23 protein-coding genes are annotated in these 26,136 nt (G+C 50.1%); 17 read left to right on the top strand and 6 right to left on the bottom strand.

All coding sequences use genetic code 11. The annotated features are described in order from the left end of the window. The first annotated feature begins 2 nt into the window (after nucleotides 1–2). The 5 genes from M0P91_RS02355 (at nucleotide 3) to M0P91_RS02335 (ending at nucleotide 4,799) form a co-directional block, all read left to right on the top strand. Nucleotides 3–1,046, top strand: coding sequence for a tetratricopeptide repeat protein (locus M0P91_RS02355; protein WP_295063942.1), 1,044 nt, complete (start codon nucleotides 3–5; stop codon nucleotides 1,044–1,046). Then, nucleotides 1,021–1,461 (top strand): ribonuclease HI, encoded by a 441-nt coding sequence (gene rnhA / locus M0P91_RS02350; protein ID WP_295063939.1) that lies wholly within the window; start codon nucleotides 1,021–1,023, stop codon nucleotides 1,459–1,461. Before M0P91_RS02355 ends, rnhA begins: the two co-directional genes overlap by 26 nt. Continuing rightward, nucleotides 1,454–2,134 (top strand): ribonuclease III, encoded by a 681-nt coding sequence (gene rnc, locus M0P91_RS02345; protein WP_295063936.1) that lies wholly within the window; start codon nucleotides 1,454–1,456, stop codon nucleotides 2,132–2,134. Before rnhA ends, rnc begins: the two co-directional genes overlap by 8 nt. Before the next feature lie 67 nt (nucleotides 2,135–2,201). After that, entirely contained in the window at nucleotides 2,202–3,281 is a 1,080-nt protein-coding gene (gene aroC / locus M0P91_RS02340; protein WP_295063933.1) for a chorismate synthase, read from the top strand. A gap of 36 nt (nucleotides 3,282–3,317) precedes the next feature. After that, nucleotides 3,318–4,799, top strand: coding sequence for a PhoH family protein (locus M0P91_RS02335; RefSeq protein WP_295063930.1), 1,482 nt, complete (start codon nucleotides 3,318–3,320; stop codon nucleotides 4,797–4,799). A gap of 267 nt (nucleotides 4,800–5,066) precedes the next feature. Here the strand turns inward: M0P91_RS02335 and M0P91_RS02330 are convergent, their stop codons facing one another. After that, complete coding sequence (locus M0P91_RS02330; protein WP_295063927.1) at nucleotides 5,067–6,041, bottom strand: iron-sulfur cluster assembly scaffold protein; 975 nt, start codon at nucleotides 6,039–6,041, stop codon at nucleotides 5,067–5,069. Nucleotides 6,042–6,052: 11 nt separating this feature from the next. Beyond that, nucleotides 6,053–7,267 (bottom strand): NifS family cysteine desulfurase, encoded by a 1,215-nt coding sequence (locus M0P91_RS02325; protein WP_295063924.1) that lies wholly within the window; start codon nucleotides 7,265–7,267, stop codon nucleotides 6,053–6,055. 266 nt (nucleotides 7,268–7,533) lie between these two features. On the opposite strand from M0P91_RS02325, the gene traF reads away from it, so the two are divergent. Further along, complete coding sequence (gene traF / locus M0P91_RS02320; protein WP_295063921.1) at nucleotides 7,534–8,820, top strand: conjugal transfer protein TraF; 1,287 nt, start codon at nucleotides 7,534–7,536, stop codon at nucleotides 8,818–8,820. A gap of 30 nt (nucleotides 8,821–8,850) precedes the next feature. On the opposite strand, the gene fliI is transcribed toward traF, so the two are convergent. Beyond that, nucleotides 8,851–10,158 carry a flagellar protein export ATPase FliI gene (gene fliI, locus M0P91_RS02315; protein WP_295063918.1) on the bottom strand — a complete coding sequence of 436 codons (1,308 nt, stop codon included), beginning with the start codon at nucleotides 10,156–10,158 and terminating at the stop codon, nucleotides 8,851–8,853. Nucleotides 10,159–10,165: 7 nt separating this feature from the next. Beyond that, nucleotides 10,166–10,750 carry a GTP cyclohydrolase I FolE gene (gene folE, locus M0P91_RS02310; protein WP_295063915.1) on the bottom strand — a complete coding sequence of 195 codons (585 nt, stop codon included), beginning with the start codon at nucleotides 10,748–10,750 and terminating at the stop codon, nucleotides 10,166–10,168. A gap of 135 nt (nucleotides 10,751–10,885) precedes the next feature. On the opposite strand from folE, the gene tig reads away from it, so the two are divergent. From tig to M0P91_RS02285, 5 genes are read left to right on the top strand one after another with little or no spacing between them, the layout of a single operon-like run. After that, on the top strand, nucleotides 10,886–12,187 hold the full coding sequence (gene tig / locus M0P91_RS02305; protein WP_295063912.1) for a trigger factor: 1,302 nt from the start codon (nucleotides 10,886–10,888) through the stop codon (nucleotides 12,185–12,187). After that, nucleotides 12,187–12,783 carry an ATP-dependent Clp endopeptidase proteolytic subunit ClpP gene (clpP, locus tag M0P91_RS02300; RefSeq protein WP_295063909.1) on the top strand — a complete coding sequence of 199 codons (597 nt, stop codon included), beginning with the start codon at nucleotides 12,187–12,189 and terminating at the stop codon, nucleotides 12,781–12,783. The genes tig and clpP overlap by 1 nt, the downstream gene beginning before the upstream one ends. Nucleotides 12,784–12,791: 8 nt before the next feature. Then, a complete protein-coding gene (locus tag M0P91_RS02295) occupies nucleotides 12,792–13,832 on the top strand; it encodes a diguanylate cyclase (protein ID WP_295063906.1) in 1,041 nt (346 codons plus the stop codon). A gap of 14 nt (nucleotides 13,833–13,846) precedes the next feature. Beyond that, nucleotides 13,847–14,362 (top strand): peptide deformylase, encoded by a 516-nt coding sequence (gene def, locus M0P91_RS02290; protein WP_295063903.1) that lies wholly within the window; start codon nucleotides 13,847–13,849, stop codon nucleotides 14,360–14,362. 35 nt (nucleotides 14,363–14,397) lie between these two features. Then, nucleotides 14,398–15,906 (top strand): YifB family Mg chelatase-like AAA ATPase, encoded by a 1,509-nt coding sequence (locus tag M0P91_RS02285; protein ID WP_295063900.1) that lies wholly within the window; start codon nucleotides 14,398–14,400, stop codon nucleotides 15,904–15,906. A gap of 6 nt (nucleotides 15,907–15,912) precedes the next feature. Here M0P91_RS02285 and M0P91_RS02280 read toward each other — a convergent pair whose 3' ends face one another. Continuing rightward, nucleotides 15,913–16,989, bottom strand: coding sequence for a YeiH family protein (locus tag M0P91_RS02280; RefSeq protein WP_295063897.1), 1,077 nt, complete (start codon nucleotides 16,987–16,989; stop codon nucleotides 15,913–15,915). Between the two features lie 94 nt (nucleotides 16,990–17,083). Continuing rightward, the gene (locus tag M0P91_RS02275) at nucleotides 17,084–20,332 is read right to left on the bottom strand and encodes a DUF748 domain-containing protein (protein WP_295063894.1); all 3,249 of its coding nucleotides are present in this window, start codon (nucleotides 20,330–20,332) and stop codon (nucleotides 17,084–17,086) included. A 96-nt stretch (nucleotides 20,333–20,428) separates the two neighbouring features. Between M0P91_RS02275 and M0P91_RS02270 the strand changes: the two genes are divergently transcribed. From M0P91_RS02270 to M0P91_RS02245, 6 genes are read left to right on the top strand one after another with little or no spacing between them, the layout of a single operon-like run. Continuing rightward, complete coding sequence (locus M0P91_RS02270) at nucleotides 20,429–21,448, top strand: ribonucleotide-diphosphate reductase subunit beta (RefSeq protein ID WP_295063892.1); 1,020 nt, start codon at nucleotides 20,429–20,431, stop codon at nucleotides 21,446–21,448. Then, nucleotides 21,435–22,178, top strand: a complete 744-nt coding sequence (locus M0P91_RS02265) for a carbon-nitrogen hydrolase family protein (RefSeq protein WP_295063889.1) — start codon at nucleotides 21,435–21,437, stop codon at nucleotides 22,176–22,178. The genes M0P91_RS02270 and M0P91_RS02265 overlap by 14 nt, the downstream gene beginning before the upstream one ends. Further along, entirely contained in the window at nucleotides 22,168–22,812 is a 645-nt protein-coding gene (locus tag M0P91_RS02260; RefSeq protein ID WP_295063887.1) for a protein-L-isoaspartate(D-aspartate) O-methyltransferase, read from the top strand. Before M0P91_RS02265 ends, M0P91_RS02260 begins: the two co-directional genes overlap by 11 nt. Then, on the top strand, nucleotides 22,809–23,417 hold the full coding sequence (locus tag M0P91_RS02255; protein ID WP_295063885.1) for a bifunctional 2-polyprenyl-6-hydroxyphenol methylase/3-demethylubiquinol 3-O-methyltransferase UbiG: 609 nt from the start codon (nucleotides 22,809–22,811) through the stop codon (nucleotides 23,415–23,417). Before M0P91_RS02260 ends, M0P91_RS02255 begins: the two co-directional genes overlap by 4 nt. Next, nucleotides 23,414–24,358, top strand: a complete 945-nt coding sequence (locus M0P91_RS02250; protein ID WP_295063882.1) for an RsmB/NOP family class I SAM-dependent RNA methyltransferase — start codon at nucleotides 23,414–23,416, stop codon at nucleotides 24,356–24,358. Before M0P91_RS02255 ends, M0P91_RS02250 begins: the two co-directional genes overlap by 4 nt. After that, nucleotides 24,355–26,040 carry an ATP-binding protein gene (locus M0P91_RS02245; RefSeq protein WP_295063881.1) on the top strand — a complete coding sequence of 562 codons (1,686 nt, stop codon included), beginning with the start codon at nucleotides 24,355–24,357 and terminating at the stop codon, nucleotides 26,038–26,040. Before M0P91_RS02250 ends, M0P91_RS02245 begins: the two co-directional genes overlap by 4 nt. Nucleotides 26,041–26,136 lie beyond the last annotated feature (96 nt).

Raw genomic sequence — 26,136 nt, 5'->3', positions numbered from 1 at the left:
GCATGAATACATTTTTTATCGAGTTTCGCGACCCTTTGTTCGGGATTATTGTCTTTTTTCTCCTCCTCTTTATCCTCTCGTTTTTAAGTTATTGGTGGGGGCGCTATAAAGCGGCACGCGAACACCGCGATCTGGAATCGTTTCTGGGTAAATTCGAGTCCCTTCAGGATGAGGCCAAAATATCCGAACAGGTTCACAACAACTCCCTCTCAAGCGAATCGTGGCTAATGCTTGCCCAATGTTTCGAACATCAGGGAAATATCGAAAAAAGTGTCGAAATCTATCATGCCCTCCTCACCAAAAACCGGGATAAAATCTTTCAAAAAGAGACTCTGCTGCTCCTGGGAAAAGCCTATTTCAAAGCGGGTTTTTTAGAACGTTCCCGTTTAGCCTTTACCCAGATCCTGCAAAACAATCCCCGTACCCCCGCAGCACTGCATACGCTCGTGTTAATTTATGAACAGCTGCAGCAATACGATAAAGCGCTCGAAATCATGGAGTCGCTGCTGGAGATTGCTCCCGATGCAGCCGATGAGAAACTCTACCTCCAATGCCGCTCTTTATTAGGGGATCCCACTCTCGGTGTCGATGAAAAAGCGGCTAAACTTCTGGAGGTATACCGTACACACGGTCGGCTCGGATATCTTGTCTTCGATTATCTTTTTACCCACCGCCCCGCTCTGGGTTGGAAATATTTCGATCAATCGCTTTCCCACCGTTTAAGCGATATTCTCTGGCGTCTGGATGAGGGGAAGCTTGATTTGGATATAATTGCGTCCAACGGTTATCTGCGTGAGCTCTTTAGTGCCAGAGGGTCTCTCTCGCTCGCCCAAAACAGCCCTATTTTTGAACTCGATACGCTCATAATGCTCCGTCAATGCGGAGGAAGCAAAGCGACGCTTCAATTCGAATATGTGTGTAATGAATGCAAACAGCTCTCTTTCTTTCCGTTTCACCGTTGCCCGAATTGCCATGCAATCGACTCGCTGATCCCGACCATGAGCCTCATAAAGGAACGATTTGAAGAAAATAACTCTTTTCAGTGACGGTTCCGCACTGGGGAATCCCGGACCGGGCGGATACGGAGCCATTTTACGCTACGGAGAGGTTGAAAAGGTGATCCGAGGCGGCGAAGCCCATACCACCAATAACCGGATGGAGCTTCTGGGGGTGATTGAGGGGCTCAAAGCGCTCAAAGAGCCCTGTGACGTCACCATCATCTCCGATTCAAGCTATGTCATCAAAGGGATCAACGAATGGCTGCAAGGGTGGATAAAACGGAACTTCGCCAAGGTCAAAAACCCCGATCTCTGGCTCGAATATTTGGAAGTTTCCACCCCTCATCGTATCTACGGCGAATGGGTTCGGGGGCACAACGGCCATCCCGAAAATGAACGGTGCGATCAAATCGCCCGCGAAGAGGCGGAGAAATTTAAACAAGGATTAAACAACAATGGATGATTTACAAACCCTGCAAAAAGCATTAGGGTATCAGTTTGAAAAAAAAGAGCTCCTTATTGAAGCGCTGACGCATAAAAGCTACAAACAGCCCTACAATAATGAGCGACTCGAATTTTTAGGAGATGCGGTTCTGGACCTAATCGTCGGCGAGTACCTGTACAAAAAGTTTCGTGATTTTGATGAGGGGAAACTCTCCAAAATGCGTGCATCTCTTGTCAACGAGGGGGGATTTACCGCTCTGGCCAACCATTTGCATCTGGGTGAATACATCTTTCTCTCCAATGCCGAAGAGAACAATAGCGGACGCACCAAAAGCTCACTCCTCTCCAACGCATTTGAAGCACTGATGGGGGCAATCTATCTCGAATCGGGGCTTAAAAAGGTCGAAGAGATCACGATAGCCCTTCTGGAACATGTCCATGACGAGATCTCCCTTGACTTCTTGCTCAAAGATTATAAAACCTCGCTTCAAGAGCTTACTCAGGCCCATTTCGGAATCACACCCGAATATCAACTCATCGCGGCCCATGGTCCGGACCATAAAAAAGAGTTTGAAATTGCCGTCTTGATCGATGGGAAACCCTATGCAACCGCATGCGGAAAAAGCAAAAAGCAAGCGCAGCAGGAAGCGGCGGAAATAGCCCTTGGAATGCTATCGAAGGAATTAAGATGAAAAAAAGTGAACTCAGCGTTAGCGTAGCCAAAGGGAGCTTGGCTCCCTTTGGCGTTAGGAAAATAATATGAACCGTTTCGGCGAACGATTTTCGATGACAACCTATGGCGAATCGCACGGCAAAGCGATCGGATGCCTCCTGGACGGTGTCCCTGCGGGATTGGAAATCGATGAAGCGTACATTCAAAGTGAACTTGACCGTCGTAAACCGGGGCAAAACGAGTTTGCAACCGCGAGAAAAGAGGCCGATAAGGTCGAGATCCTCAGCGGCGTATTCGAAGGGCTCAGTACCGGTACCCCGATCATGATGGTGATTTACAACACCGACCAAAAAAGCGGCGACTATTCCAACGTCAAAGATATTTTCCGCCCGGGGCATGCCGACTTTACCTATTTTCACAAATACGGCATCCGCGACTACCGTGGCGGCGGCCGTTCAAGCGCCCGTGAAACGGCAGCCCGTGTTGCCGGCGGAGCCATCGCCAAACAGATGCTCTCCAAACTCGGCATCACCTTCGCAAGCGGTATCAGCGCGATTCACGGCATCGAAGCACGCACTCTTGATTTTTCCTATCCGGCAAACAGCCCTATCTATGCACTGGACCCGAATGTCGAAGAGGCCCAGAAAGCGGCTATATTGGAGGCTAAAAACGCTCACGATTCGGTCGGAGGGGTTGCCACGATTAAAATTTCCTCCCTTCCGATCGGTCTTGGTGAGGGGCTTTACTACAAACTCGATGCCGTTCTCGCATCAGCGATGATGGGGATCAATGCCGTCAAAGCGGTCGAAATCGGAGAGGGGATCCACAGCAGCGAACTCCTCGCTTCCCAAAACAACGATCCCATCACCCCCGAAGGGTTTAAATCCAACCATTCGGGGGGGATACTCGGAGGGATGAGTAACGGCGATGATGTGATCCTCCGGGTCCACTTCAAGCCCACCCCCTCTATTTTCATCGATCAGGAGAGTATCAATACCGATCACGAAAGTGTCCACGTATCTCTCAAAGGGCGACATGACCCGTGTGTCGCCATACGCGGCTCCGTCGTTGCCGAATCGATGGCGGCACTCGTCATCGCCGATATGCTTCTGCTCAATATGGGACGGACCATGAACGGGGTTCAAAACTACTACCTCCCCTCTTAGTTTCCTTTCAAGAAAACCCCTTTATAATGGGGCATCTTGATCAAAGGCCCTTCCGTGAGCGACACTCAAAAATGTTACCTTCTTGACACTTCCGTTATTTTAGACGATCACACGAATATACTGCGAATCAGCGATGAGAACCAAAACGGTATTTTGATTACCAATATCGTCCTCTCCGAGCTCAACACCAAAAAAGACGATATGCGTTCCGAAGCGGGATTTCAGGCCCGCGAATTTTTCCGCTTGGCCGATATTGCGTGGGGTGAACCCATTGCGGCGATAGAACTTCCCGAATGTGTCGTAAAATCCCTCGATCCTTCACAGTGTCCGAATGACCGATACTACCGCCTCGCCCTTAACTTCGACCGCTCACTGCACGGCAATGAAGCCAGTGAAATCAACCTTTTTATTATCCACCGCGAACAGTATCGTATCTCAGCCTCTTTCACCGAATCCAAAGGGATCAATGACGCTAAAATAGGGGAAATCGCGCACGATTACGGCTTAACGCTGGTCACCAACGATATGTCGTTTCGGATTGCTTCCGAGATTCGGGGTATCCCGACCCAAAGTATCCGTAACAGCAGTGTCGAAGCCCCCGAAGAGATCGATTTTACCCGTACCTATACCTACGACGAAACCCCTCTCCTGCCGGAAGGAGTTGTCCATCATAATTTTGAACAGATCACTTTTGTTCAACACGCGACGAGTACCACCTCCGAAATCTACGAGACGGGGATTCAGCGCTATGCCTTTACATTTAACCGCCAGCTCGAATGGTGTGATTTTGACCGCCGTTTCGGAGAACATTTTGATGAAACTCTGGTTCGTCCGATGAACGTTGAACAAAAATTTTATTATGCGATGATGACCCATCCGCAAAACTACGTCACGGTCGTTGCCGGTTCAACCGGATCGGGTAAAACCCTCATCGCCCTCCAAGCGGGACTGGAACTGGTCGAAGAGGGGATTGTGGAGGGGATCGTCTACGCCCGCAATACGATCACTTCCAATGATCCGCAAGCGGAACTTGGGTATCGCAAAGGAGATGAAGAACAAAAACTCGGTTTTTTCATGTATCCCCTCTATGCGGCGATCAATTTTACCATTGAACACCAGAGCAAATACTCCATCGATGCACGGGTCGAGTTTACCGGAACCACCAACTCGATCAAACGGGAAAACGCAACCGAAATTTTTATGAAAAAATACAATATCGAAGCGATGGACATTGCCCATATGCGAGGGACCACCATCTCCCGCAAATTTGTCATTATCGACGAAGCTCAGAATATGACCAATGCTTCTCTGAAACTGATCGGAACCCGGATGGGGGAAGAGACCCGTCTCGTTGTCATGGGGGACCCGGGACAAATTGATCATCCATTTCTCTCAAAACGGCGCAATGCACTGGTAACGCTTCTCAATAAAGCGCAACACACCGATTTTATTGCCGGTATTCAGCTGCGCCACACGATCCGAAGCAATGTCGCCGATTGGTTTGACAAAAATTTTTAACGATGAAGCTCCCGCGAAAGCGGGAATAAAAAAAGTAGCTTTACGTCCCTGCCCCTTTACGGGCTTTGAGCGAAAAGTGCATAACACTAGGTCGATTATCTCTCCCGCATCCGAAAGATGCGGGTAGCTTCAGGGGGGTGAAGGGGTGAAAAGCGTCAAAAAAGCCAACTGCTTGGCTTTTTTAGCTTTGGAACCCGGCCGATGCACGAAGTGCCGGCTGGGCCGTCCCCGCCACTTTCCGGGCTTTGCCCGAAAAGTGCATTAAAATCAAATAGGCAATACGCGGATTTTCTGAGAAAGTTTTTCTTTGAGTGTCGCTTCGATCGCGTACAACGTCCCCGTACTTGAACTCGCACAGCCGTTACATGCGCCCAAATAGCGGATATAGACATCGATATAATCGGGAGAATCTTTGATATCGATAACCTCCATGTTTCCGCCGTCCATAATCAAAAACTGACGAATCGACTCATCCACAACGCTGTCGATTGCTTTGATCTTCTGCACCAGCGTCATCGCTTCGAAATCACCGTGTGCTCCCGCATCTGCCGCTGAACGCATCTTCTCTTCATCCATCTCACGGCGCACATCGGCCAAAATATCGACGAGATAATATTCACGCGCTTCATGACCGCCCGGTTTGATACACGACTTACAAAAGCCGCCGGCTTTGGTGTAATCGGTCACCTGCTCGATCGTTTTGAGATCGTTAAGTTTGATCACTTCACGAAGGGTCCCGAGGCTGACACGGGCACATTCGCACACAATGATCTCATCTTCAAAGCTTGACTCATCGACGCCGAGATACAATCCGGCCGCTTTTTTGATGACATCGTACGCCATAACCGAACAGTGCATTTTCTGCGGCGGGACGGCAGGGATCTCCGGAGTGTCGCGAAGAGACATCTCTACATCGATGTTCGTGATTTTGACTGCTTCCTGAACCGTTTTACCGATGCACAGTTCCGCCATCATGTCCGAACTGGCGATCGCCGTACCGCATCCGAAACTTTTAAATTTCGATTTAACGATCGTATCGGTAGAGGGATCGACTTCCCAATACAAACGGACGGCATCACCGCAGCTCTCCGCTCCGAAATCGGCAACGATCAGTTTATGTCCTGCCGCATCGCACTCTTCTTGGGTGATCTCCCCTTGATTGTTCGGGTTGTTCATCAACGTGGTTACTTTGTTTGAGTACTGATCCCAAAGAGATCCGCCTAATAAATCATTTTTTGCCATAGTAGAATCCTTTAGTGATGAATGTGACATTCTCCGGCTTCACCGCCGGGAGTGGGTTGTACAATTGCGTACGAGCTTGAAATGGCGCGTAATCGTGAAACGGCGCTGCTAAAGCGCTCAATGACGTAATCGATCTCTTCATCGGTGGTAAAACGGCTGAGACTCAAACGGATCCCCGTGTGGGCCAGCTCATTATCTGCACCGATCGCCAGCATAACGGTATTGGCTTCGAGATCTTCGGAAGCGCAGGCTGATCCCGTCGATGCCCCGATGAGGGCATTGTTGAGATCCCACAGCATCCCCTCACCCTCAACCCCGCGAATAGAGATCAAAATCGTATTGGGGGTGCGGTTGTCGCGATTTCCTACCACCATGACATCCTCAAGCTGCGAGAGCAGAGCATCTTCGAGACGATCCCGTTTAGTACGGATGGAAGCCATCTTTTCAGCGATATTCTCTGTTGCCAGCTCAATCGCTTTTCCCATCCCGACGATGTAAGGGACATTCAGCGTACCCGAACGGCGTCCCCCCATATGCTCTCCGCCGTGAAGAAGCGGCGTCAGCTCTTCGGAATTGCGGATATAGAGGGCTCCGATCCCTTTTGGACCGTGAAATTTATGGGCCGACATCGACATAAAATCGACGTGAACCTCCTGCATATCGACCGGGATTTTACCCACGGCTTGCACCCCGTCGGTGTGAAAAAGAACCCCTTTCTCTTTACAAATCTCCCCTATCTCTTTGATCGGAAAAATCATCCCCGTTTCATTATTGGCCCACATAATCGAGACCAATGCGGTCTTGTCGGTGATAAAACTTCGAAGCGTATGTGCCTCGACAATCCCCTGATCGTTTACCGGAAGATAGGTTACTTTGACCCCCTGCTCTTCGAGAAATTTACAGGTTGAGAGGACTGAGGGGTGTTCGATTTCGGTTGTCACGATATGATTTTTATCGCCGTTTAGAATTTTATCCACCCATACCGATTTAAGGACCCAGTTGTTCGACTCGGTCGCACAGGAGGTGAAAATAATATCATCTTTGTCGCTCGCATTAATCGCTTTGTACATTTGATTGATCGCTTGGGTAATCGCAGGGTGCGACGCCGTGCCAAAACGGTGCAATGAGTTCGGATTTCCGTAAATGTCGCTAAAAAACGGCATCATTGCGTCAACAACGGCGGGATCAACCATCGTTGTTGCGTTATTATCCAGATAGACCTGCATAAGGTGCTCCTAAAAAGGGATTTGAATAAAAGACAAAATTTATCTTTTTTAACTTTTGGGATAATAGTGCAACCCTTGTTATAGAAACCTTAAGGGTTTTTTATATTTAGTAGTGTTTAAGAATTATTATTTTTTCATTTTTCAGATGATACGATTGGTATCATCCCCTCTTTTTTCGATCTTAAAACGTTACGCTTAATTCATATAATAATAATTATGTGAAAGAATGGTATAAGCTTTATCTATCCAGTCACAAAGGGTCTTCTATGTCTTTTTCCAAAATTACTCTATCATTAATCGCATCCGCGTGTGCCGTCACCGCCGTTTCCGCCATGGAGTTTCAGGTATTGGGGGCCAAAGCGGCTTCGATGGGGGGAGCGGGAGTCGCTACCTCCCCCTCTTCTCTGAGTGCCTATAACAACCCGGCCCTTTTGGCAAAAAACAAAGAGAAGTTCAGCCTTCACATCGGCGCCGGAGTCGGACTGAAAGACACGGGGGCGGGGAAAGCGGTCGGCGATCTGAGCGATCTGAAGTTTTCCGATACGATGGACAAACTCGACGGAAATGCGCAAAGTGTTACCCAAACGGACATAGATACCCTGAAAAAAGCACGGGATATCGTCACCGGAATGGATAAAAAAGGGTTTTCCCTCAATCCGACGGCCGATTTCGGTCTCTCCTACAAATCGTTCGGTACGGGACTCTTTATCACCTCCGATATCGGAGGAGTCGCCAATGTGGACCAGACCCGAACCGCTTTGATTTTTGAAACATCTACCCCCGGACAATACATAGATATCGAAACGTTTAATCCAAACAGTCCGGTTTATCTGACACAGGCGCAATATCAGGCAGCATCCCTCAAAGCCGCTGCCGACAGCGGAACCACCAATATCGACGTCATCGGACTTGCCGTCGCCGAAGTCCCGTTGGCCTACGGTTACGCTTTCGAGACCCCATACGGCTCCCTCTCGGTTGGGGGGGCGGCAAAAGTGATGGCGGGAAAAACCTTTTACACACAGGTGAAAGTAGACAGCACCAATGCATTTGATAACGCGGATAAAAATGTGGTCAATACCACAACTTTCGGCGTCGATCTGGGTCTCGCCTATCAGCCCTCGTTTTCCGAAAGTTTAAATCTGGCACTGGTGGGTAAAAACCTTAACAAACCGTCGTTTAACGTTCAAGGGGGCGGCAAGTATGAGATCAAACCCGCTTACCGTGCAGGTGCCGCCTACAAGGTCGGAAAACGGTTAGAACTCGCCTTTGATGCCGATCTCACCGAAAACAAAGGGCTCACCGGCTACAACACCCGCTACGTCGGAGGGGGTGCCAATATTGATCTTACTCTATTGGAACTGAATCTCGGTCTGATGAAAAATACGGCAGCTAACGACCTCGCCGGACTCATCTATACGGCCGGTATCGCCACCGGCCCCTCTTGGCTCCACTTTGAGCTTTCGGGACAAATGGCGAGCAAATCGGGTGCAGTAGACGGAACCGCCTACCCCATGCAAGCACTGGTCAATTTCGCCCTCTCGTCCGCTTGGTAAGCGGCCGAAAGCAATACACACAAGAGATGCTTAGTGCTGCATCATCGCAATCAGTTCGTTGACACTCTCTTGAAAATTGCTTTTAAACATCGACCCCTGAGACAAAAACTTCTCCATTGCCCCTTTTTTCGCAATCGCTTCATCCAGCTCTTTATCGCTCCCTTTGACGTACGCACCGATCCGGATCAGCATCTCATTCTCTTTTAACAGCGTATAGAGACGACGAAACCGGCGAACCGCCGCAAAATGCTCCGGGGTGATAATATCGTTCATCACCCGTGAAGCGGAGTTGAGGATATGGATCGGCGGATAGATGCCGAAATCGGTCATCTCACGCGAGAGGACGATATGCCCGTCCAAAATGGATCGGGACTGATCGGCAATCGGATCGCTCATATCATCCCCTTCGACCAAAACGGTAAAAAAAGCGGTAATCGATCCGCACCCCTCCTCTTTTCCGGCACGTTCCATCAGCTGCGGCAGCAGCGTCAGCGACGAGGGGGGATACCCTTTGGAAGTGGGAGGTTCCCCCAATGCCAGACCGATCTCCCGCTGCGCCATCGCAAAACGGGTCACCGAATCCATCATAAAGAGGACATCATGCCCGAGCGATTTAAAATACTCCGCCACACTCATCGCGCTGAACGCCCCGTATTTTCGCATCAAGGGGGAGTCATCGCTCGTCGCTACGACCAAAACGGTATTTTCCAGATTTCCGCCCAAACTTTTTTCAATAAATTCGGGAACTTCCCGTCCCCGCTCCCCGATGAGGGCGACCACCTTGATCGGGGCTTGCGACCCTCGTACGATCATCCCCATCAGCGTCGATTTTCCGACGCCGCTTCCGGCAAAAATACCGAGTTTCTGCCCTTTACCGCACGTCAGCAGTCCGTCGATCGTTTTGACCCCGACGCTAAACACTTCATCGATCATCCCCCGTTTCATCGCCGCAATGGGGGCTTTGATAATCGGTTCGACGTGATGAGAACCGATGGGCCCTTTCCCGTCAATCGGGTTCATAAACGGATCGACAACCCGTCCCAGCAGCTCCACTCCGACAGAAATAGCCATCCCCGTTTGGTTCGGATAGATTTTGTCTCCCGCCCGAAACCCCTCTACGAAGCGAAACGGGGTGATAAAAAATCGGTTCCGTTCCACTTCGCTGACCATTCCAAGCGCTTCGGAACCGTCGAGTTCCGACACAATGATCACCGTATCGCCGATACTCACATGAAGCCCCTCGGCGACAATAATGGTCGGACTGATTTTCGTAACGGTACCGAAGGAGGTCGTCAGCTTATGACCGCCGAGGCGTTCGCGCAGAGCTTTTAACGGCATTGCATCATCAATAGCGGTTCCCCGCAGGAGAATTGATCAGATTGAAAAACTCCATACGGGTCTTCTCGTCACGCTTGAACAATCCGCGCAAAGCGCTGGAAGTGGTCGTTGAGCTGATCTTCTCGACGCCGCGCATCTCCATGCACATATGGCGTGCCTGCAATACCACCGCAACCCCTTTGGGATTGATCGCCTCCATCAACGCATCGGCAATCTGCTCCGTCAACTGCTCCTGGATCTGCATCCGGCGTGCGAAAACATCGACGATACGGGGAATCTTTGAGAGTCCGACCACTTTGCCCTCCGGGATATAGGCAACATGGGCCCGTCCGATAATGGGGAGCAGATGGTGTTCGCATGTAGAATAAAATTCAATATCCTTAATCAGCACCATCTCATCGTTGCTACTCTCGAACATCGCCGAATTTAAAATGGTCTGCGGATCTTCCCGGTAACCGCCAAACATAAACTCATACGCCTTGAGTACGCGCCCGGGCGTCTTTAACAACCCCTCTCGGTTAACGTCCTCGCCGACGTGGCGAATCATCGTTTTTACCGCTTCTTCAAATTGCTCTTGTTCGCTCAAAGCCATATACACTTACTCCAAAAGATATTTATGTGACTCTATCACGACTTTGCTTTTATTTTCATTCAGCGTTTGTTTAACCCTTTTTGGGTATTATTGCTCCCATTTACTCCAACGAGACAACGTTAATAAAGGGATCTAATGCACATTACAACCAACAAAATCGACTCAGCTAACGCCAAAATCAATGCGGCCATCACCCGCAACACGATCGATGCCAACATCGAGAAAATTGCTCATCAACTGAGCAAAGAGGCAAAAATTGCCGGGTTTCGAAAAGGAAAAGTTCCCGTCAGTGCGGTGAAAAAACAATACGGTGAACGTTTGGTACAAGATGCCGAGGCACAAGCTTTGCGTGATCTTCTAAGCGAAGGGCTTAAAATCATGGATATCGTTTCCGATACCCTCATCGGTGAGCCGAACATCACCAAGTTTGAAAAAAACGACAACGGAATCGATGTTGAAGTAACGATCGCTATCCGCCCGGCTATCGAATTGGGCGATTATGTTGCAATGGTCCCTGAAGTAGCAAAACCTGCGATTGAAGATGCGGCCGTTACGGAACGGATCGAAGAGCTTGCTACCGCACAAGCGCCGCTTGTCAACGTAGATGAAGATCGCGCGCTGGCAGAAGGGGATACGGCCCTTATCGATTTCGAAGGGTTTGTCGACGGCGAAGCCTTTGAAGGGGGGAAAGCCGAAGGGTTTGCACTCCGTCTGGGAAGCGGCCAATTTATCCCCGGCTTTGAAGACCAGGTGATCGGAATGAAAAAAGGGGAGGAGAAAACCATCGACGTTACCTTCCCTGAAAATTACGGCGGCGCGAAACTGGCCGGCAAACCGGCACAGTTCAAAGTCAAAGTAGAAGCGATCCAGACAAAAGAAGCGGTTGTCCTCGATGATGAACTGGCGAAAAAAATGCTTCCGGGATTTGAAGACGCTACCCTTGAGATGCTGAAAGAAAAAGTAAAAGAACAACTCCAAAGCGAAGCGATGAGCGCACTCTACAACGATGAGCTTAAACCGAATCTTATGGAAACATTCGTCACTACCTTCTCGATCGATCTTCCCGAATTCATCGTTGATCAGGAGATGGACATGGCGTTGAATAAAAAAGCGCGCGAGATGAGCGAAGCGGAACTCGAAGAGCTCCGTACCGATGCCGAAAAGCTGAAAGAGGTGCGCGAAACGTTCCGTGACGACGCTTGCCGTGCGGTCAAAGCGACCTTTATCGTCGATGCATTGGCACGCGCAGAGAACATTTCGGTCAACGAACAAGAGTTGATGCAAACCATCTATTTCGAAGCAATGCAGATGGGTCAAGATCCGGCAGCCGTTTACAAACACTACCAAGAATCAGGGTATCTGCCTGCGATTCAAATGGCAATGATCGAAGACCGCGTCCTCAGCAAATTGCTTAACGACAAAATCAAAGAGGCGTAATGAGCTATATCCCTTACGTCATTGAAAAGACGGGGCGCGGTGAGCGCTCGTACGATATCTATTCACGTCTCCTCAAAGATCGTATCATCATGCTCAGCGGCGAAGTGAACGATCCGGTAGCCTCCTCCATCGTGGCACAGTTGCTGTTTTTGGAGGCGGAAGACCCGCAAAAAGATATCTATTTTTACATCAACTCTCCCGGCGGTGTCATCACCTCGGGGATGGCGATCTTTGACACGATGAATTACATCCGTCCCGATATCTGCACGATCTGTATCGGGCAAGCGGCATCGATGGGGGCATTTTTGCTCAGCTCCGGGACCAAAGGGAAGCGCTATGCCCTCCCCCATGCACGCATTATGATCCATCAACCCCTCGGCGGAGCACAGGGGCAGGCAACCGATATCGAGATTCAGGCCAAAGAGATTTTGCGTATGAAAGCCGAATTGAATGCAATCATGGCAAAAAATTCGGGACAAAGTATCGAAAAACTTGAAAAAGACACCGACCGTGATAACTTTATGTCCGCTGCGGAAGCGGTAGAATATGGTATCATTGACGAAGTTTTATTGCAAAAAGAAAAAGAAGAGAAATAAGGAACCACGTGGCAAATCTCACTGACCTCAAACGCTCACACCGTCAAGAGTTATCGGACGGAATGGATTTTATCAGTGCAACCGCACTGAACGATCCGACTAGCGATTTGGAGATTTTTGCCAAAGAGGTACTGAGTGAGCTCATCTCCGATAATCTCCCTCCGACCCCCAACAATTTTGCCCTCTATTTTGATCGCATACTGGAGGGGAAGAGTGAAAGCCTCCGCCGTCAAATCGGTTCTCTTCTAGAACTAGAAGAGGATAATCAGGACGAAAAAAGCATCGAACTTGAAAAAACCCTCAAGCAAGGGTTCTCCTCCATCAAGAGTATCTTGCAAGTCAGTGCAACCCTCTACAAAAATATGTCCCTAATGGAAAAGATTCTCGACAAACGGAAAGATGAGCTCAAAAGTTCTCCGACACTCAGCAGTGCCGGAGAACTTCTGAACTCACTCAGCGGAGATGTCGGAAAACTGAGCGGTATCCTCAAAAAACAGGTTTCGCATATGAAGACCATCTATGACGAAACCGCTACGATTATCAAGCAGGTAGAAAACGAAACCATTTTCGATAACCAGTTCGGCGTCTACAACAAACGCTTTTTAATCACCAAACTGGAGCAAGAGCGCCAATTGATCGACGAATTCAAACACAAAAGCTCTCTTATTACCGTTGAACTCTCCAAAATAACAGCCAACAGCATCCAAAGCGAAAAGGCCCAACAACTCATGATCCGCACGGTTGCGAGATTGTTGCTCAAAACCTCCCGCCGAAGCGATATCGTGGCCCACTACGGAGAGGGAATTTTTGCCATGTTGCTGAAACATACCGATATCGAGAGCGCCAAGCGCGCATCGGATCGTCTCTATGAACTGGTTGCTTCCAGTAACTTTTTTATTGCCGAGCAGGAGGTACAGCTTCGTATCGCTATCGGGGTTACGGAGATCAACTCTTCCAAATCAGCCGAAGAGACTCTTCTGGAGACTCTAAATGCATTGGAGAGCGCTCACACCGAATCCAAATCCCATTATGTCGTCAGCAACGGCTAAGCGCACAGGTTCTTATGGTTCTCACTATTATTACGTATCCCGACAAACGGCTCAAAACCCGCTCTACGGCAGTCGAAATTTTCGATCACGCTCTCCATACTTTTCTGGATGACATGTACGAAACGATGATCAGCAGCAACGGAATCGGCCTAGCAGCCATCCAGGTTGCCAATCCCCTGCGGGTTCTTATCCTCTGTATCCCCGACGAAGAGGGGAATCAGCATCAAAACAATCTTCTGGAGATCATCAATCCCGTCATTGCCGATCCCAAAGGGACAACCCTGTATCAGGAGGGGTGTCTGAGTGTCCCCGGATTTTACGAAGACGTTGAGCGGTACGAATCGCTCACCCTTCACTATCAAGATCGCCACGGAAAAGCATCCACCCTCGAAGCTGCCGATCTCCTCGCTATCGCTATCCAACATGAAATCGATCACCTCGACGGCAAACTTTTTATCGAAAAACTAACCTATAACCGTCGAAAAAAGTTTGAAAAAGAGTATAAAAAAGCCCTCAAAGAGAAAAAATAAGCTACAATATTCGTTAAATAATATGACGGATTATGATGAAACAACTCCTCTGTGCCACATTTGAAGGGATTGATGCCAAAACGGTCGAAGTGCAGTTTACGGCCACCAAAGGTCTCCCCGCCTTTACCATTGTCGGGATGGCCAATACCGCCATTACCGAGTCCAAAGAGCGTGTCAAATCGGCACTTCTGAGCAACGGCTATATTTTCCCGCCCAAACGGCTCACCGTCAATCTTGCCCCAAGCGATCTGAAAAAAGAGGGGTCTCATTTCGATCTCGCCATTGCACTGCTGATCGGACTGGGAAACGACGATGTCGATCTGGACGGATGGTATGCGTTCGGGGAGCTGGGGCTGAACGGAGATGTGACCGAAAATCTCCTCCTTTACCCGATCCTCCTCTCTCTGGCCAATCAGAAGGGGATTGCCAAAGCGATCGTCCCCGACATCAGCCTCGGCAAACTCTCCAAAATACCCGGTATTGCCTTTTACGGAGTCAAAAATCTCACCGCCGCACTCGAGTTGCTTAAATGCAGCGATCTCCCTACCCCCTCGCACAGCCACTCGACGTTTGATTTCCCGCGAGAGTCCCACGAAAATCAACTCTATTATTATCATGAACACTACCCTCTCGATTTTATCGATATCAAAGGGCAGGAGCACGCTAAAAGAGCTGCCCTTATCGCGGCGGCGGGAATGCACAATCTTCTCCTGGAGGGGTCTCCCGGGTCGGGAAAATCGATGATCGCAAAACGTCTTCGCCATATTCTCCCGCCGTTGCAGAATGATGAGATCCTCAACTGTGCCAAACTCGAAATTTTAGAAGGAAAAGACCCCACCTTTTCTCCGCTGCGCCCCTTCAGGTCCCCCCACCACTCCAGTACGGGGGCGAGTATTTTCGGCGGAGGGGCCCATAAAGCCCAAATCGGCGAAGTGGGATTGGCCCACGGCGGAATCTTGTTCTTTGATGAGCTTCCCCATTTTTCAAAAACCGTTTTAGAGGCGTTGCGTGAGCCGCTGGAAGATCGCCACATCCGAATCTCACGCGTCAACGCCAAGGTAACCTACGAAGCCGATTTTTTATTCGTATCGGCCATGAACCCCTGCCCGTGCGGGAATCTCTTCAGCACCGTGATCCCATGCCGCTGTTCGGACATCGAAATCACCCGCTACAAAGCACGCCTCTCCGACCCTTTTTTGGACCGGATCGATCTCTATATCCAAATGCATCCGATTCAAGCATCGGATCGTCCGAGCCTCAGTTCAAAAGAGCTGCATGCCAAAGTACGGCAGGCATTTTTACGGCAAAAACAGCGGGGTCAGATGGGATTAAACGGTGCGTTAAGCGATAAAGAGATTCTGGAATACTGTCCGTTGGACGAAGAAGCTCAAAAGGTGATCGATCAGGCGATAGAGAGGTTTCATCTCTCCTTCCGCGCCATCGCACGCCTCCTCAAAGTCGCCCGTACCATCGCCGACATCGAAGGGGAGGAAAATATACGAAAAGAGCACCTCCTGGAGGCGCTCAGCTATCGGAAACGGTAGCTACATCTAAAACGTCGCCACAACCCACTTCGTGATAAAATATCCGCCGATAAGGAGCCAGGCGAACATCGCCCCTGCCGTGTAGAGAGGAGCCATCCCAAGCCCTTTGAACTTCGCGAATCGCGTTCCCATCCCCAGTGCCGTCATCGCCATCGTCAATAAAAAGGTATCGACCACATTGATGTTCGCCACAGCAGAGGCAATCATTGTAGAGATCGCTTCAGTGCTGTGTGCCATAGAGTATTGGGTCAGGAGGGAATTGACACCTGCCATCCCGATAAAATAGACGGCGAACCACGGAATAACGAGTTTGACACCGCCCCCCGTCGTACCGCTTTTTTTAGCTGCGTAGGAGAGATAGATTCCCAATACAATCAACATCGGGGCGATCATGATGACACGGGTCATTTTAACGATGACTGCCGCATCGCTCGCCTCTTTGCCGTACGCTCCGCCGACGGCGACAACCTGTGCTACCTCATGTATCGTTCCGCCGACGAAAATACCGAACGTCCGCGCATCCATGTCAAACACCCCGGCACTGTAAAGGGCCGGATACAAGAACATGGCAATCGTACCAAAAAGCACTACCATAGAGACGGCAACCGCCGCTTTATGCTCTTCGCTTTTTAAAACCGGCTCGGTTGCCAAAACGGCTGCCGCTCCGCATACCGATGCTCCGGAGGCCGTCAGCATCGAAGTATCACGATCCATTCCGAATAGCTTTTGACCCAGATAGGTTCCGAGGATAAATGTCGTCGAGAGCATGATGAGCGATACCATAAACCCTTCCATTCCCACTTCGGCAATTTGTTGAAAGGTAATCCGAAACCCGTAAAAAACGATGGCAAAACGCAAAATCTTTTTGCCCGAAAATACGATCCCCATCTCCCATGCGGCAGGAAATTTGTTGTGCAGGGTATTGGCATAAAAAATACCCAACACTATCCCCACGACCAAAGGTGAGATCCCCAGATTCTTAATAACGGCGATATCGGCGATCATCGTCGCCGCAGCTGCAAAAATAGCGACGAAAAGGATCCCGTTGATCGTTCCGGCTCGCTTTTGAGGTGAAAACGGCATACCCCTGCCCCTCCTGTTCTGTACAAAGTAAGAGGGGGATTATAGGCCATTTTGATTCATAAACTTCTTGCGTCTTATAATTAATAGTCTTTTGCTAAGGTACGATAATTTCAAGGCGTACCGGGACTTCCCCCTCCTTGCCCCCGCTCAGCACGTCGTTCCCCTTCAGGATGATCTGTTTTTCAAGTGCCGGATTTTTTAGCAGATAGCGGCGAATCTCCTCTCCCCGCCGGGTTGCCAGAGCGTGAAGCTCCTGCGGCAAAACCGTTTGAAACGCAATCAGCTTCTCGATCAGCTCCGTACTGTAAAAACGGACGAAGGTACTCTCCTGCGGATAGCTCTCTTCCAATTTTGCCTTGATGGCGGAACGCTCCCCTTTGGCAAGCACCTCATCGGCCATCGACTCCAGAAGCGGCAGAGGGATCGCCTGCGGAGAATCGATTTTAGCCCCTTTCTCCCGCTTGAGGGCAGCCTCTACCAGTTTACCCTCCTTTAGGGCGTAACCGTCATTCACGCTGTCGCTCACACCGACAATCTCCAGTGAAAGTTTCGGCCGTTTGGAGAGCATCGTCATAATCGAATCGAGTTTCTCCTGCTGAGGGGGAAGGAGGCTCGACGATCCCCCCTCAAAATCGATACTCGATATGTTATCGCTCTCAATTCCCATCATCGAACCCAAAAATTTAAACGGGGAGGTGACCGCTTTTGTAAAGAGATTGCCGATCACCTGCCATACCACTTTGCCGTATTTGAAATCGGGGCTATTCACATCCCCCTCTACAGGCAGATCGATATCGATCACCCCTTCACTGTCTTCGAGAAGGGCCACCACCAAACGCATCGGCCACGGCGATCCCCCCTCTCTCTCTTCGCCAAGTTCGATCCGTTTGATCACGACCTGATTCGCACCGTTGAGCTTTCCGTCAGTGATTTTATACCCGAGATTCAAAAAGAGCTTCCCCCCCGCGATCTTGTACCCTAAAAATTCGAGTGTATAGGGGGTATATTGCTGAAGATCGAGGTTCTCAAACGTCACTTTCATATCGGTAAATTGTTTGGGGGTTTTGGTATTGAGAGACCCTTCCACTTTTGCCAGACCGTATTGATCCACACCACCTCGAAGTTTGACAAACGTCGTGACGTCTTTGGTCGTCGAAATTCCCAGAATAGACCCCTGCAAATCGTGGATATCGCTCTTGAACGGAAGGGGAAGGGAGAGATCGCTAAACGTCGCACTGCTGTTGTGAACCAGAAACTTGACAATATCGATGCCGAAAGGGTTCTTGGGCGCAACAGAGGGGCGGGTCGTATTCGCTTCTGCCGGAGATTGTTTGGTGAGCGTCGAAAGATTCAGCACTTTTTTCGAATCGATCAGGGTATTGATATAAAATCCCTCCACCGCAAGCTGATTGATTTTCAAACGGTTGTCGGGATAGGTATAGCGAAACGGGGTTGCCCCGATACTCTGCCATCCGACGAGAACCGAACCATCCCGCGAGTCGTTCACAACCCAGTCGTGAAGGGCAACTTTCCCCTTCACTTCCGCTCTCCCCGATCGATACGTATAATCCCCCGCCACCGAACTCTCTCCCCGTGAGATCGACGCATAGGTCGAAGATTCGAGATACGGATCCATCAAAGCGGCATTGATCCCTTTGAGCTCAAATCGTCCGCTGCTTCGAAGATTTTCGCGTACCAGATCGCCATCGAGTCGAAACATACCGGCACCGTTAATCCGAGTCGATACGTTAATCCGGTTCACCTCTGTGGGATCACTGCTCAGATTACGGAGATTGACGATCATTTCATTCAGGTTGATGGCCACCTTTTTGGAGGGGAGCTCATCGACCAAACCGATTCTGCCGTTCTTCAGCTCCACCGTATCCAAACGGTATCCCCACGGTGCGGACTCACCCGCTTCACGTTTGGAGGGAGCCGCGTAGAGGTAACGGGTCAGATCGATCTCTCCGCTTTTAAGCCGTTTCAAATCGATCTGCGGAGTATTCAACGATACTTTTGAAATACGGACAAACCGCCCCTCTCGATCCAGATCGATCCCCTCTATCGCAAACCCTTTTGCCTCGGCCACGACCTGAGCCTCTTTTTGACGTGTCAATCGGAGGTTGTCGGTGGCTATCGACACCGATAAAGGGCGTTTTGGATCACTCTCGATCCCCTCTGCATGGATCCTTCCGTTCTCCAGAGTAAACCGGTAGGGCTCTTTGGGGGCGCTATCGCTCCACTCGGCTCCAAACTTCTCCAGGGTAAACCGGTTCAGTCGAAACTTCCACGGCTCTTTGGTTTCGTTCTCATCTTCGGGAAATGCCCGCTGTATCTCCTCGATATAAGTGACCCAGTCCACCGTCTTGTTCTGAAAACGGCGGGCGGCAAGGTTCACCCCCTCAATCTCCAGGGCATCGGCGGCAAACTCTTTGCGTAACGGAAAAACCTTCCCCTCCCGCAAATGGATCCCCTCCACCCGCAGAAGATTGCGGCTCTCCCCTTTGGGGATGATCCGAAGACGGGAAAGGTCAAAAGAGAGGCCGGAGAGCTCCGTGGCATTGAGATCATTTCCGTCAAAACGGTAGTCAAACGCAAATTTTGCCTCCCCATCGGCCACTTCGATCGGAAATTTCTCTTTAAAATAGCGCCACAGCGTATAGAGTTTCCCCGAATCAAACGCGACACTCCCCCCGATCACCGCCGGGGAGAGGGAAGCGATTTTACCTTTGACATCGATGAATCCCCCCTCGTTGATCGAGGCATAAAGGCGCACCGATCCATCCTTGTTCGACAGTTCACCCATATCGATATGTTCGAGACTAAACCCTATCGGGCCGAGATCCAGGGCATACCCTCTCCCCTCGCTTGCATCCCGGTATTCCACACTCCCTTGCGAAAGGGTAAAACGCTCAATCCGAAGTTTCAGCGGCTTCGAGGCCTCTTCGGGCTCCTCGTCACCCTTGAGCTCGCTCAGCCATTGATAGTTGAAATCGCCGTTTTTATCGCGATGAAGGGTGATTTTCGCTCCGTTCAGCCCCATATCGCCGATCACCACCCCCCCTTTCCACAAATAAGCAAGGGGATCGATATTGATACTGAAGGCTTCCAAAGCGATCAAGTCGCCCCCCTGCGGTGTTTGAAACCTGACATTTCGGAGGGTGAGATGGAAAGTGAACGGATTAAAAGAGGCCGATTCGACCGAAAATTTCCCCCCCTCCGTCGCCTCGGCAACTTTGGCGGGGACGACGTATCGGATCACGTAAGGGAGGGCGACAAAACCGATCATTCCGTATATCCCCGCCACGGCTGCCAACGATTGGAGGATTCTCTTTTTTGTCATGCGTTTCACCCTTGTCAAAATCTCTTTCCATTTTATCATACTTAAATCTACTTTTCGACATAATCAGCCTCTTTATCTCACCATACGGATGCCGCCATGAAACGCAAAAAAATCTACAACCCAAGTTCCAATGAACATGTTAACGATCGGCGTATTTTTGGCGGAAATCCAACCGGTATTTTTGAGCTTAACAATATCAAATACCAATGGGCCTACAATCTTTGGGAGATGATGCTCAATAACACCTGGTTCCCCAAAGAGGTGGACATGACCCGTGATGCGGTTGACTACAAATACCTGACCGAGATGGAAAAAACGGCCTACGACAAAGCCCTATCCCAGCTCATTTTCATGGATTCGCTCCAAACCAACAACATCATGGACAACATCAATCCCTACGTCACCGCTCCCGAGATCAATCTCATTTTGGTACGCCAGAGCTTCGAAGAGGCCCTCCACTCCCAAAGCTACGCCGTCATGGTCGATTCGATCAGCCAAAACAGCGAAGAGATCTATGACCTCTGGCGCCGCGACATGATGCTCAAAACCAAAAACGACTCCATTGCCGCCCGCTATGACGAACTGGCCAATGATCCGAGCGAGAGCGCGTTTGTCAAAGCGTGCTTCGCCAACCAGATTTTGGAAGGGATCTATTTTTACAGCGGATTCACCTACATCTACACCCTTGCCCGATCGGGGAAAATGTTGGGGAGCGCTCAGATGATCCGCTTTATCCAGCGCGACGAAGTGACCCACCTCGTTTTATTCCAGAACATCATCAACACCCTGCGACGCGAACGGAGCGATCTCTTTACCGAAGAGCTCATCGAAGAGGTCTACGGAATGTTCCGCAAAGCGGTGGAGTTGGAGAGTGCCTGGGGCAAATACATCACCCAGGGGCAGATTCTTGGGCTTACCAACGACATCGTGGAACAATACATCCAGTTTCTCGCCGATACGCGCCTGAATGCCGTCGGTCTCAAGCCCCTGTACAACGTCTCCAATCCGATCAAATGGGTCGATGATTTCAGTAAATTCAACGATCAGAAAACCAACTTCTTCGAAGGGACCGTCACCAACTACTCCAAAGGAAGCCTCAGCTTTGACGACTTCTAACACCCGTCCTATCGTTTCGCTCTGTTTTCGAACCGATCCGTCATTTGAACGCAATCTCGATCACCTTGTCGGTTTGATATCGCAATCTCCGAAGAATGCACTTATCGTTGCCCCCGAGGTGTGTCTGAGCGGCTTTGCGTATGAGCGCTTTGACGAAGCGGCCGCCTTTACCGAAATCGCGCTGAAGCGTTTGCAGGGGATCATTGACGAACAGATCCTTATCTTTACGGCCATCACACAAAGGGGAGGGGAGTTTTACAACATTGCCTACACCCTCCACAAAAACGCGATCCTCCATCGGCAGGGGAAAGCGAAACTTTTTCCCCTCGGCGGCGAGACCGACCATTTTTCGCCGGAGCGGGAAGAGGCGATTGTCCCCTTCGACGTCGATGGAATCCGCATCGGTATCCTCATCTGTTTCGAACTACGTTTTAAAGCCCTGTGGCAGCAACTGGAGGGGTGCGACCTCATTGCCGTTCCGGCCCAATGGGGAAAACTCCGCAGCGACCATTTTGTCACCCTCACCAATGCCCTCGCACTCATAAACCAGTGCTACGTTGTCGCGTCCGATGCAGCCAACGAAGAGACCGGCGGCATGAGCGGCATCATCACCCCTTTTGGCGCAGAGTTCCGCAACAACGGGGCAGAACACCTCACCTCCCATTTTGAAGAGCGTACGGTGCAGAGTATGCGCCGCTACCTTGATGTAGGAATCAACCGTGACCGATAAAGTAACCGCCATTAAAACCACCCGTATGGTCGAAGAGATTGCCAAAAAGTTTCCCCTTCGCCCCACCGTCCGAAACGCCATCGTCCAAATTAACCGCGAAGCGTTTGTCCCTCTGGCGATGCGTCATAACGCCTATCGCCTCGACGCACTCCCTATCGGAGCGCAGCAATACATCTCTTCCCCCCTTACGGTGGCCAAAATGACCCAGTACCTTGCTCCGGAAGGGTGTGACAGCGTTTTGGAAATCGGGTGCGGCAGCGGCTATCAGGCAGCCGTTCTGGCCAAAATATTCCGCCGGGTCTTCACCATCGAACGGATCGAATCGCTTCTTCTGGAGGCCAAAGAGCGCTTTCGAACCCTCAAGCTCATCAACATCCACACCCGTACCGACGACGGCCAAAACGGATGGGAACAATATGCCCCCTTCGACCGGATCCTCTTCTCCGCGTCAGCCCGTTCGATCCCCAAAAAGCTCTTCGATCAGCTGCGCGAGGGGGGAATTTTAATCGCCCCCGTCGAAAAAGGGAACCAGCAGGTGATTACCCGTTTTACCAAACAAGGGGGTAAGATTCACGAAGATCCCCTTGAAGTATGCGATTTTGTTCCGGTACTCGATGGGGTGGTGCGACGATGAGTACCCAACGCGAATTTTGGAACGAACGTTTCGGCAGAGAAGGGTACTTCTACGGTATCCATCCCAACCTCTATCTCAAATCCCACATCGATCTCCTCCCTTCCAGCCGATCCCTCCTGTTTCTCGGAGAGGGGGAGGGGCGCAATGCCATCTACGCCGCATCTCTCGGTCACACCGTCACGGCGCTGGATGCGTCCGATATCGGTTTGGCCAAAACCGCCATGCTGGCCAAGGAGCAAAACCTCGAAGTAGCCTTGATCCATACCGATCTCGAGCTCTGGAATCCTGCCGAATTCTACGATGCGATCATGTGTTCGTTTCTCCATCTCAACGAGCCCCTTCGAACCGAAGTATTTGAAAAGGCTATCGCCTCTCTCAACCCAGCAGGAGTCTTTGTCGGAGAGTTTTTTTCCATCGATCAGCTCCCGAAAACGACCGGCGGTCCCAAAGACGAAACCCTCCTCTATACGGCCGAAGAGCTCCGCAGTATTTTGGAATCGGCCCCGTGTTCCATCATCGAGCTTTATGAGATGGATACCGATCTCAATGAGGGAAGAGGGCATGTCGGGATCGCTTCGGTCGTCCGGATGGCGGTACGCACATGACGACAACTCTTCCCGAAGCTTTTGTCGAACGCCTCTCCCGGATTGTTCCGCGTGAACAGTTTGAATCGATCATCCGCACGTTTGATGAACCCAAACAGGTCACTTTTCGGGTCAACACCCTCAAATCGACGGCCGAATCCCTCGAAAGCGAACTCCAAGCGGCAGAAATACCCTACGAGCGTGTCGGATGGCTGGAGGGCGTCTACCGTATCTCTCCCGCCGATAAACTCGCGCTCACCCAGACAGACGCCTTTTACGGCGGGAGACTCTATATCCAAAACCTCGCCTCAATGGTCGCACCCATGATCCTCGCTCCAAAGCCCGAAGAGACCGTCCTCGATCTCGCCGCCGCTCCCGGAGGAAAAACGCTGATGCTGGCGGGGATGATGCAAAACACCGGTTGGCTATCGGCCGTAGAGCTCTCGCGTGAGCGCTTTTTCCGGCTTCGGGACAATCTGGAAAACCAAGGGGTCACCAACGCCCACACCTACATGACCGACGGACGCAGCGTCGGGAAAAAATGCCCCGAGATGTTCGACCGGATCCTCCTCGACGCGCCGTGCTCCTCCGAAGCGCGGTTCAAAACCCACGACCCCAAATCGATGTCGTTTTGGACCATCCACAAAGTCAAAGAGACCTCCAAGCTCCAGCGCCGATTATTGCTTTCGGCATTCGACGCCCTCAAACCGGGAGGCAAACTCCTCTATTGCACCTGTTCCTTTTCGCCGGAGGAGAACGAAAGCCCTCTTCAGCATCTCTTAGAGCGCCATGGAGAGCATTTAAAGACCCTTCCCCTGTCCTTACCCTTCGATAACGTTCAAAAGCCTCTACAGCGGTGGGGGAAAGAGATTTTCGACGAACGGATTCAAAACGGCGTCCGTATTTTGCCGACCGACACAATTGACGGGTTTTTTATCTGTCTGCTAGAAAAGACTGTATGAAAATGACCGCCGCAGAACTCCAAAACTATCTTAAAGCTCATTATCCAAAAGAAAACGAATCGTGTGAATGGAAAGAATTCAAAAATCTCAAACATAGCATTTCGGGGGCAAAGGGTGAAGATTTATCCACGTATATTTCAGCTATCGCCAATATGAACGGCGGGCATATCGTTATCGGTGTCAAAGACGGTACGCTCGACATCGTCGGTATCAACAATTTCCACGACTACACGCCCGAAACACTCCCACATCGGTTACTAGGGGTTTGCCCGAATCTCAGCAGTGAGGGGCTATTCATGGAGGCTCATACGACAACGGACACTCAACAAACCGTTTGGATCGTCCATGTCCCAAAACATCTGCCACGCAAGCCCGTGTACGCCCATAACAAAGCATGGCAACGAAGCGGCGACAGCCTCATCGAACTCAGACCCGAACGAGAAGCCTCTATTTTGGCAGAGCCGCTTGGGAAAGTCGAGGATTGGTCAGCACATACCTGTGAGGGTGCAACCCTAGAAAATCTCGACCCCGAAGCGATCCGTTTGGCGAGAGCGGAATACATCACCAAACATCCCAACCTTTCCGAAGAGATCGCGCAATGGGACGATAGAATATTTCTCAACAAAGCCAAGCTCACACTTGATAGCAAGATCACCAATAGTACCCTTTTGCTATTGGGCAAATCGGAAGCGGTGCATTTACTCTCCCCCGCTGTTCCACGTATCACATGGGTACTCAAAGACCGCGACGGAATCGAGCAAGGGTATGAGCATTTCGGATTACCGTTGCTTGTCAGCGCACAAAAGGTTCATGCAAAGATCCGAAATTATAAATATCGCTACATGGCGGACAGCAAACTTTTTCCCGATGAGATAGACAAATACGATCCTTGGATCATTTACGAAGCCCTGCATAACTGCATTGCGCACCAAGACTATGAAATAGGCGGTCGCATCAATGTCGTCGAGTTTCCTGATAAACTTGTATTTTCAAACGTCGGAAGCTTCATTCCTGAAAATGTTGAAAATGTCATAGAGCGTGACGCACCGCCTGAACTGTATCGCAACCCATTTTTGTGCCAAGCGATGGTTGAGATTAATATGATCGATACCATTGGCAGTGGTATCAGACGTATTTACTCCAAACTTCGACAGCGATTTTTCCCTATGCCAAATTATCAAATTGAACCTAACCGTGTTCAAGTAACGATTTTTGGTCAGATTATAGATGAGCGATACAGCAAACTCCTTGCGACAAATCAGGAACTTAGCTTGCATGACGTTATCGCACTGGATCGTGTCGTTAAAAATCTCCCTTCCGACGATGCAACACTAAAAGAGCTTCGAGATAAAGGACTTATCGAAGGGCGAAAACCAAATCTTTATGTATCAGCTTCGGTGGCAAACGCAACGGGTGACAAAGCAGGCTATATCAAAAATCGTGGATTGGATGATAAACATTATAAAAATTTGATTCTTGATTATCTCAAAACATTTAAATATGCAAAGCGTCACGATATTACTGCTTTACTTTTAGACAAGCTTCCTGATATTTTAGACGAGAAACAGAAGCATAATAAGATTAGAAACATCTTGTACTCTATGTCAAAAAAGGATCAAAGTATCGCAATTTCGGGCTCTTCGCAAAAGGGTGTATGGATATTGAACAGCAAAATAGTTTAGACAAGATTAGCCGTATTTTAGACAAGCTTTAGATAAGGTATGCGATAAATTATTAAAGGTAGGTGAAATAATCTTGATATATAGTCAAGGCTAAGT

Origin of the sequence: Sulfuricurvum sp., assembly GCF_023229695.1 — a bacterium.
Taxonomy (GTDB): Bacteria; Campylobacterota; Campylobacteria; order Campylobacterales; family Sulfurimonadaceae; genus Sulfuricurvum.
The sequence above is the reverse complement of the archived record's forward strand: the minus strand, read 5'-3'. Positions and strand labels throughout refer to the sequence as shown.

What these genes read in the sequence shown, in the direction of transcription:
- M0P91_RS02355 (WP_295063942.1), top strand. Translation starts at nt 3, where the DNA reads ATGAATACATTTTTTATCGAGTTTCGCGACCCTTTGTTCGGGATTATT.
- rnc (WP_295063936.1), top strand. Translation starts at nt 1,454, where the DNA reads ATGGATGATTTACAAACCCTGCAAAAAGCATTAGGGTATCAGTTTGAA.
- aroC (WP_295063933.1), top strand. Translation starts at nt 2,202, where the DNA reads ATGAACCGTTTCGGCGAACGATTTTCGATGACAACCTATGGCGAATCG.
- M0P91_RS02330 (WP_295063927.1), bottom strand. Translation starts at nt 6,041, where the DNA reads ATGGCAAAAAATGATTTATTAGGCGGATCTCTTTGGGATCAGTACTCA.
- M0P91_RS02325 (WP_295063924.1), bottom strand. Translation starts at nt 7,267, where the DNA reads ATGCAGGTCTATCTGGATAATAACGCAACAACGATGGTTGATCCCGCC.
- traF (WP_295063921.1), top strand. Translation starts at nt 7,534, where the DNA reads ATGTCTTTTTCCAAAATTACTCTATCATTAATCGCATCCGCGTGTGCC.
- fliI (WP_295063918.1), bottom strand. Translation starts at nt 10,158, where the DNA reads ATGCCGTTAAAAGCTCTGCGCGAACGCCTCGGCGGTCATAAGCTGACG.
- folE (WP_295063915.1), bottom strand. Translation starts at nt 10,750, where the DNA reads ATGGCTTTGAGCGAACAAGAGCAATTTGAAGAAGCGGTAAAAACGATG.
- tig (WP_295063912.1), top strand. Translation starts at nt 10,886, where the DNA reads ATGCACATTACAACCAACAAAATCGACTCAGCTAACGCCAAAATCAAT.
- clpP (WP_295063909.1), top strand. Translation starts at nt 12,187, where the DNA reads ATGAGCTATATCCCTTACGTCATTGAAAAGACGGGGCGCGGTGAGCGC.
- def (WP_295063903.1), top strand. Translation starts at nt 13,847, where the DNA reads ATGGTTCTCACTATTATTACGTATCCCGACAAACGGCTCAAAACCCGC.
- M0P91_RS02285 (WP_295063900.1), top strand. Translation starts at nt 14,398, where the DNA reads ATGAAACAACTCCTCTGTGCCACATTTGAAGGGATTGATGCCAAAACG.
- M0P91_RS02280 (WP_295063897.1), bottom strand. Translation starts at nt 16,989, where the DNA reads ATGCCGTTTTCACCTCAAAAGCGAGCCGGAACGATCAACGGGATCCTT.
- M0P91_RS02275 (WP_295063894.1), bottom strand. Translation starts at nt 20,332, where the DNA reads ATGACAAAAAAGAGAATCCTCCAATCGTTGGCAGCCGTGGCGGGGATA.
- M0P91_RS02270 (WP_295063892.1), top strand. Translation starts at nt 20,429, where the DNA reads ATGAAACGCAAAAAAATCTACAACCCAAGTTCCAATGAACATGTTAAC.
- M0P91_RS02255 (WP_295063885.1), top strand. Translation starts at nt 22,809, where the DNA reads ATGAGTACCCAACGCGAATTTTGGAACGAACGTTTCGGCAGAGAAGGG.
- M0P91_RS02250 (WP_295063882.1), top strand. Translation starts at nt 23,414, where the DNA reads ATGACGACAACTCTTCCCGAAGCTTTTGTCGAACGCCTCTCCCGGATT.
- M0P91_RS02245 (WP_295063881.1), top strand. Translation starts at nt 24,355, where the DNA reads ATGAAAATGACCGCCGCAGAACTCCAAAACTATCTTAAAGCTCATTAT.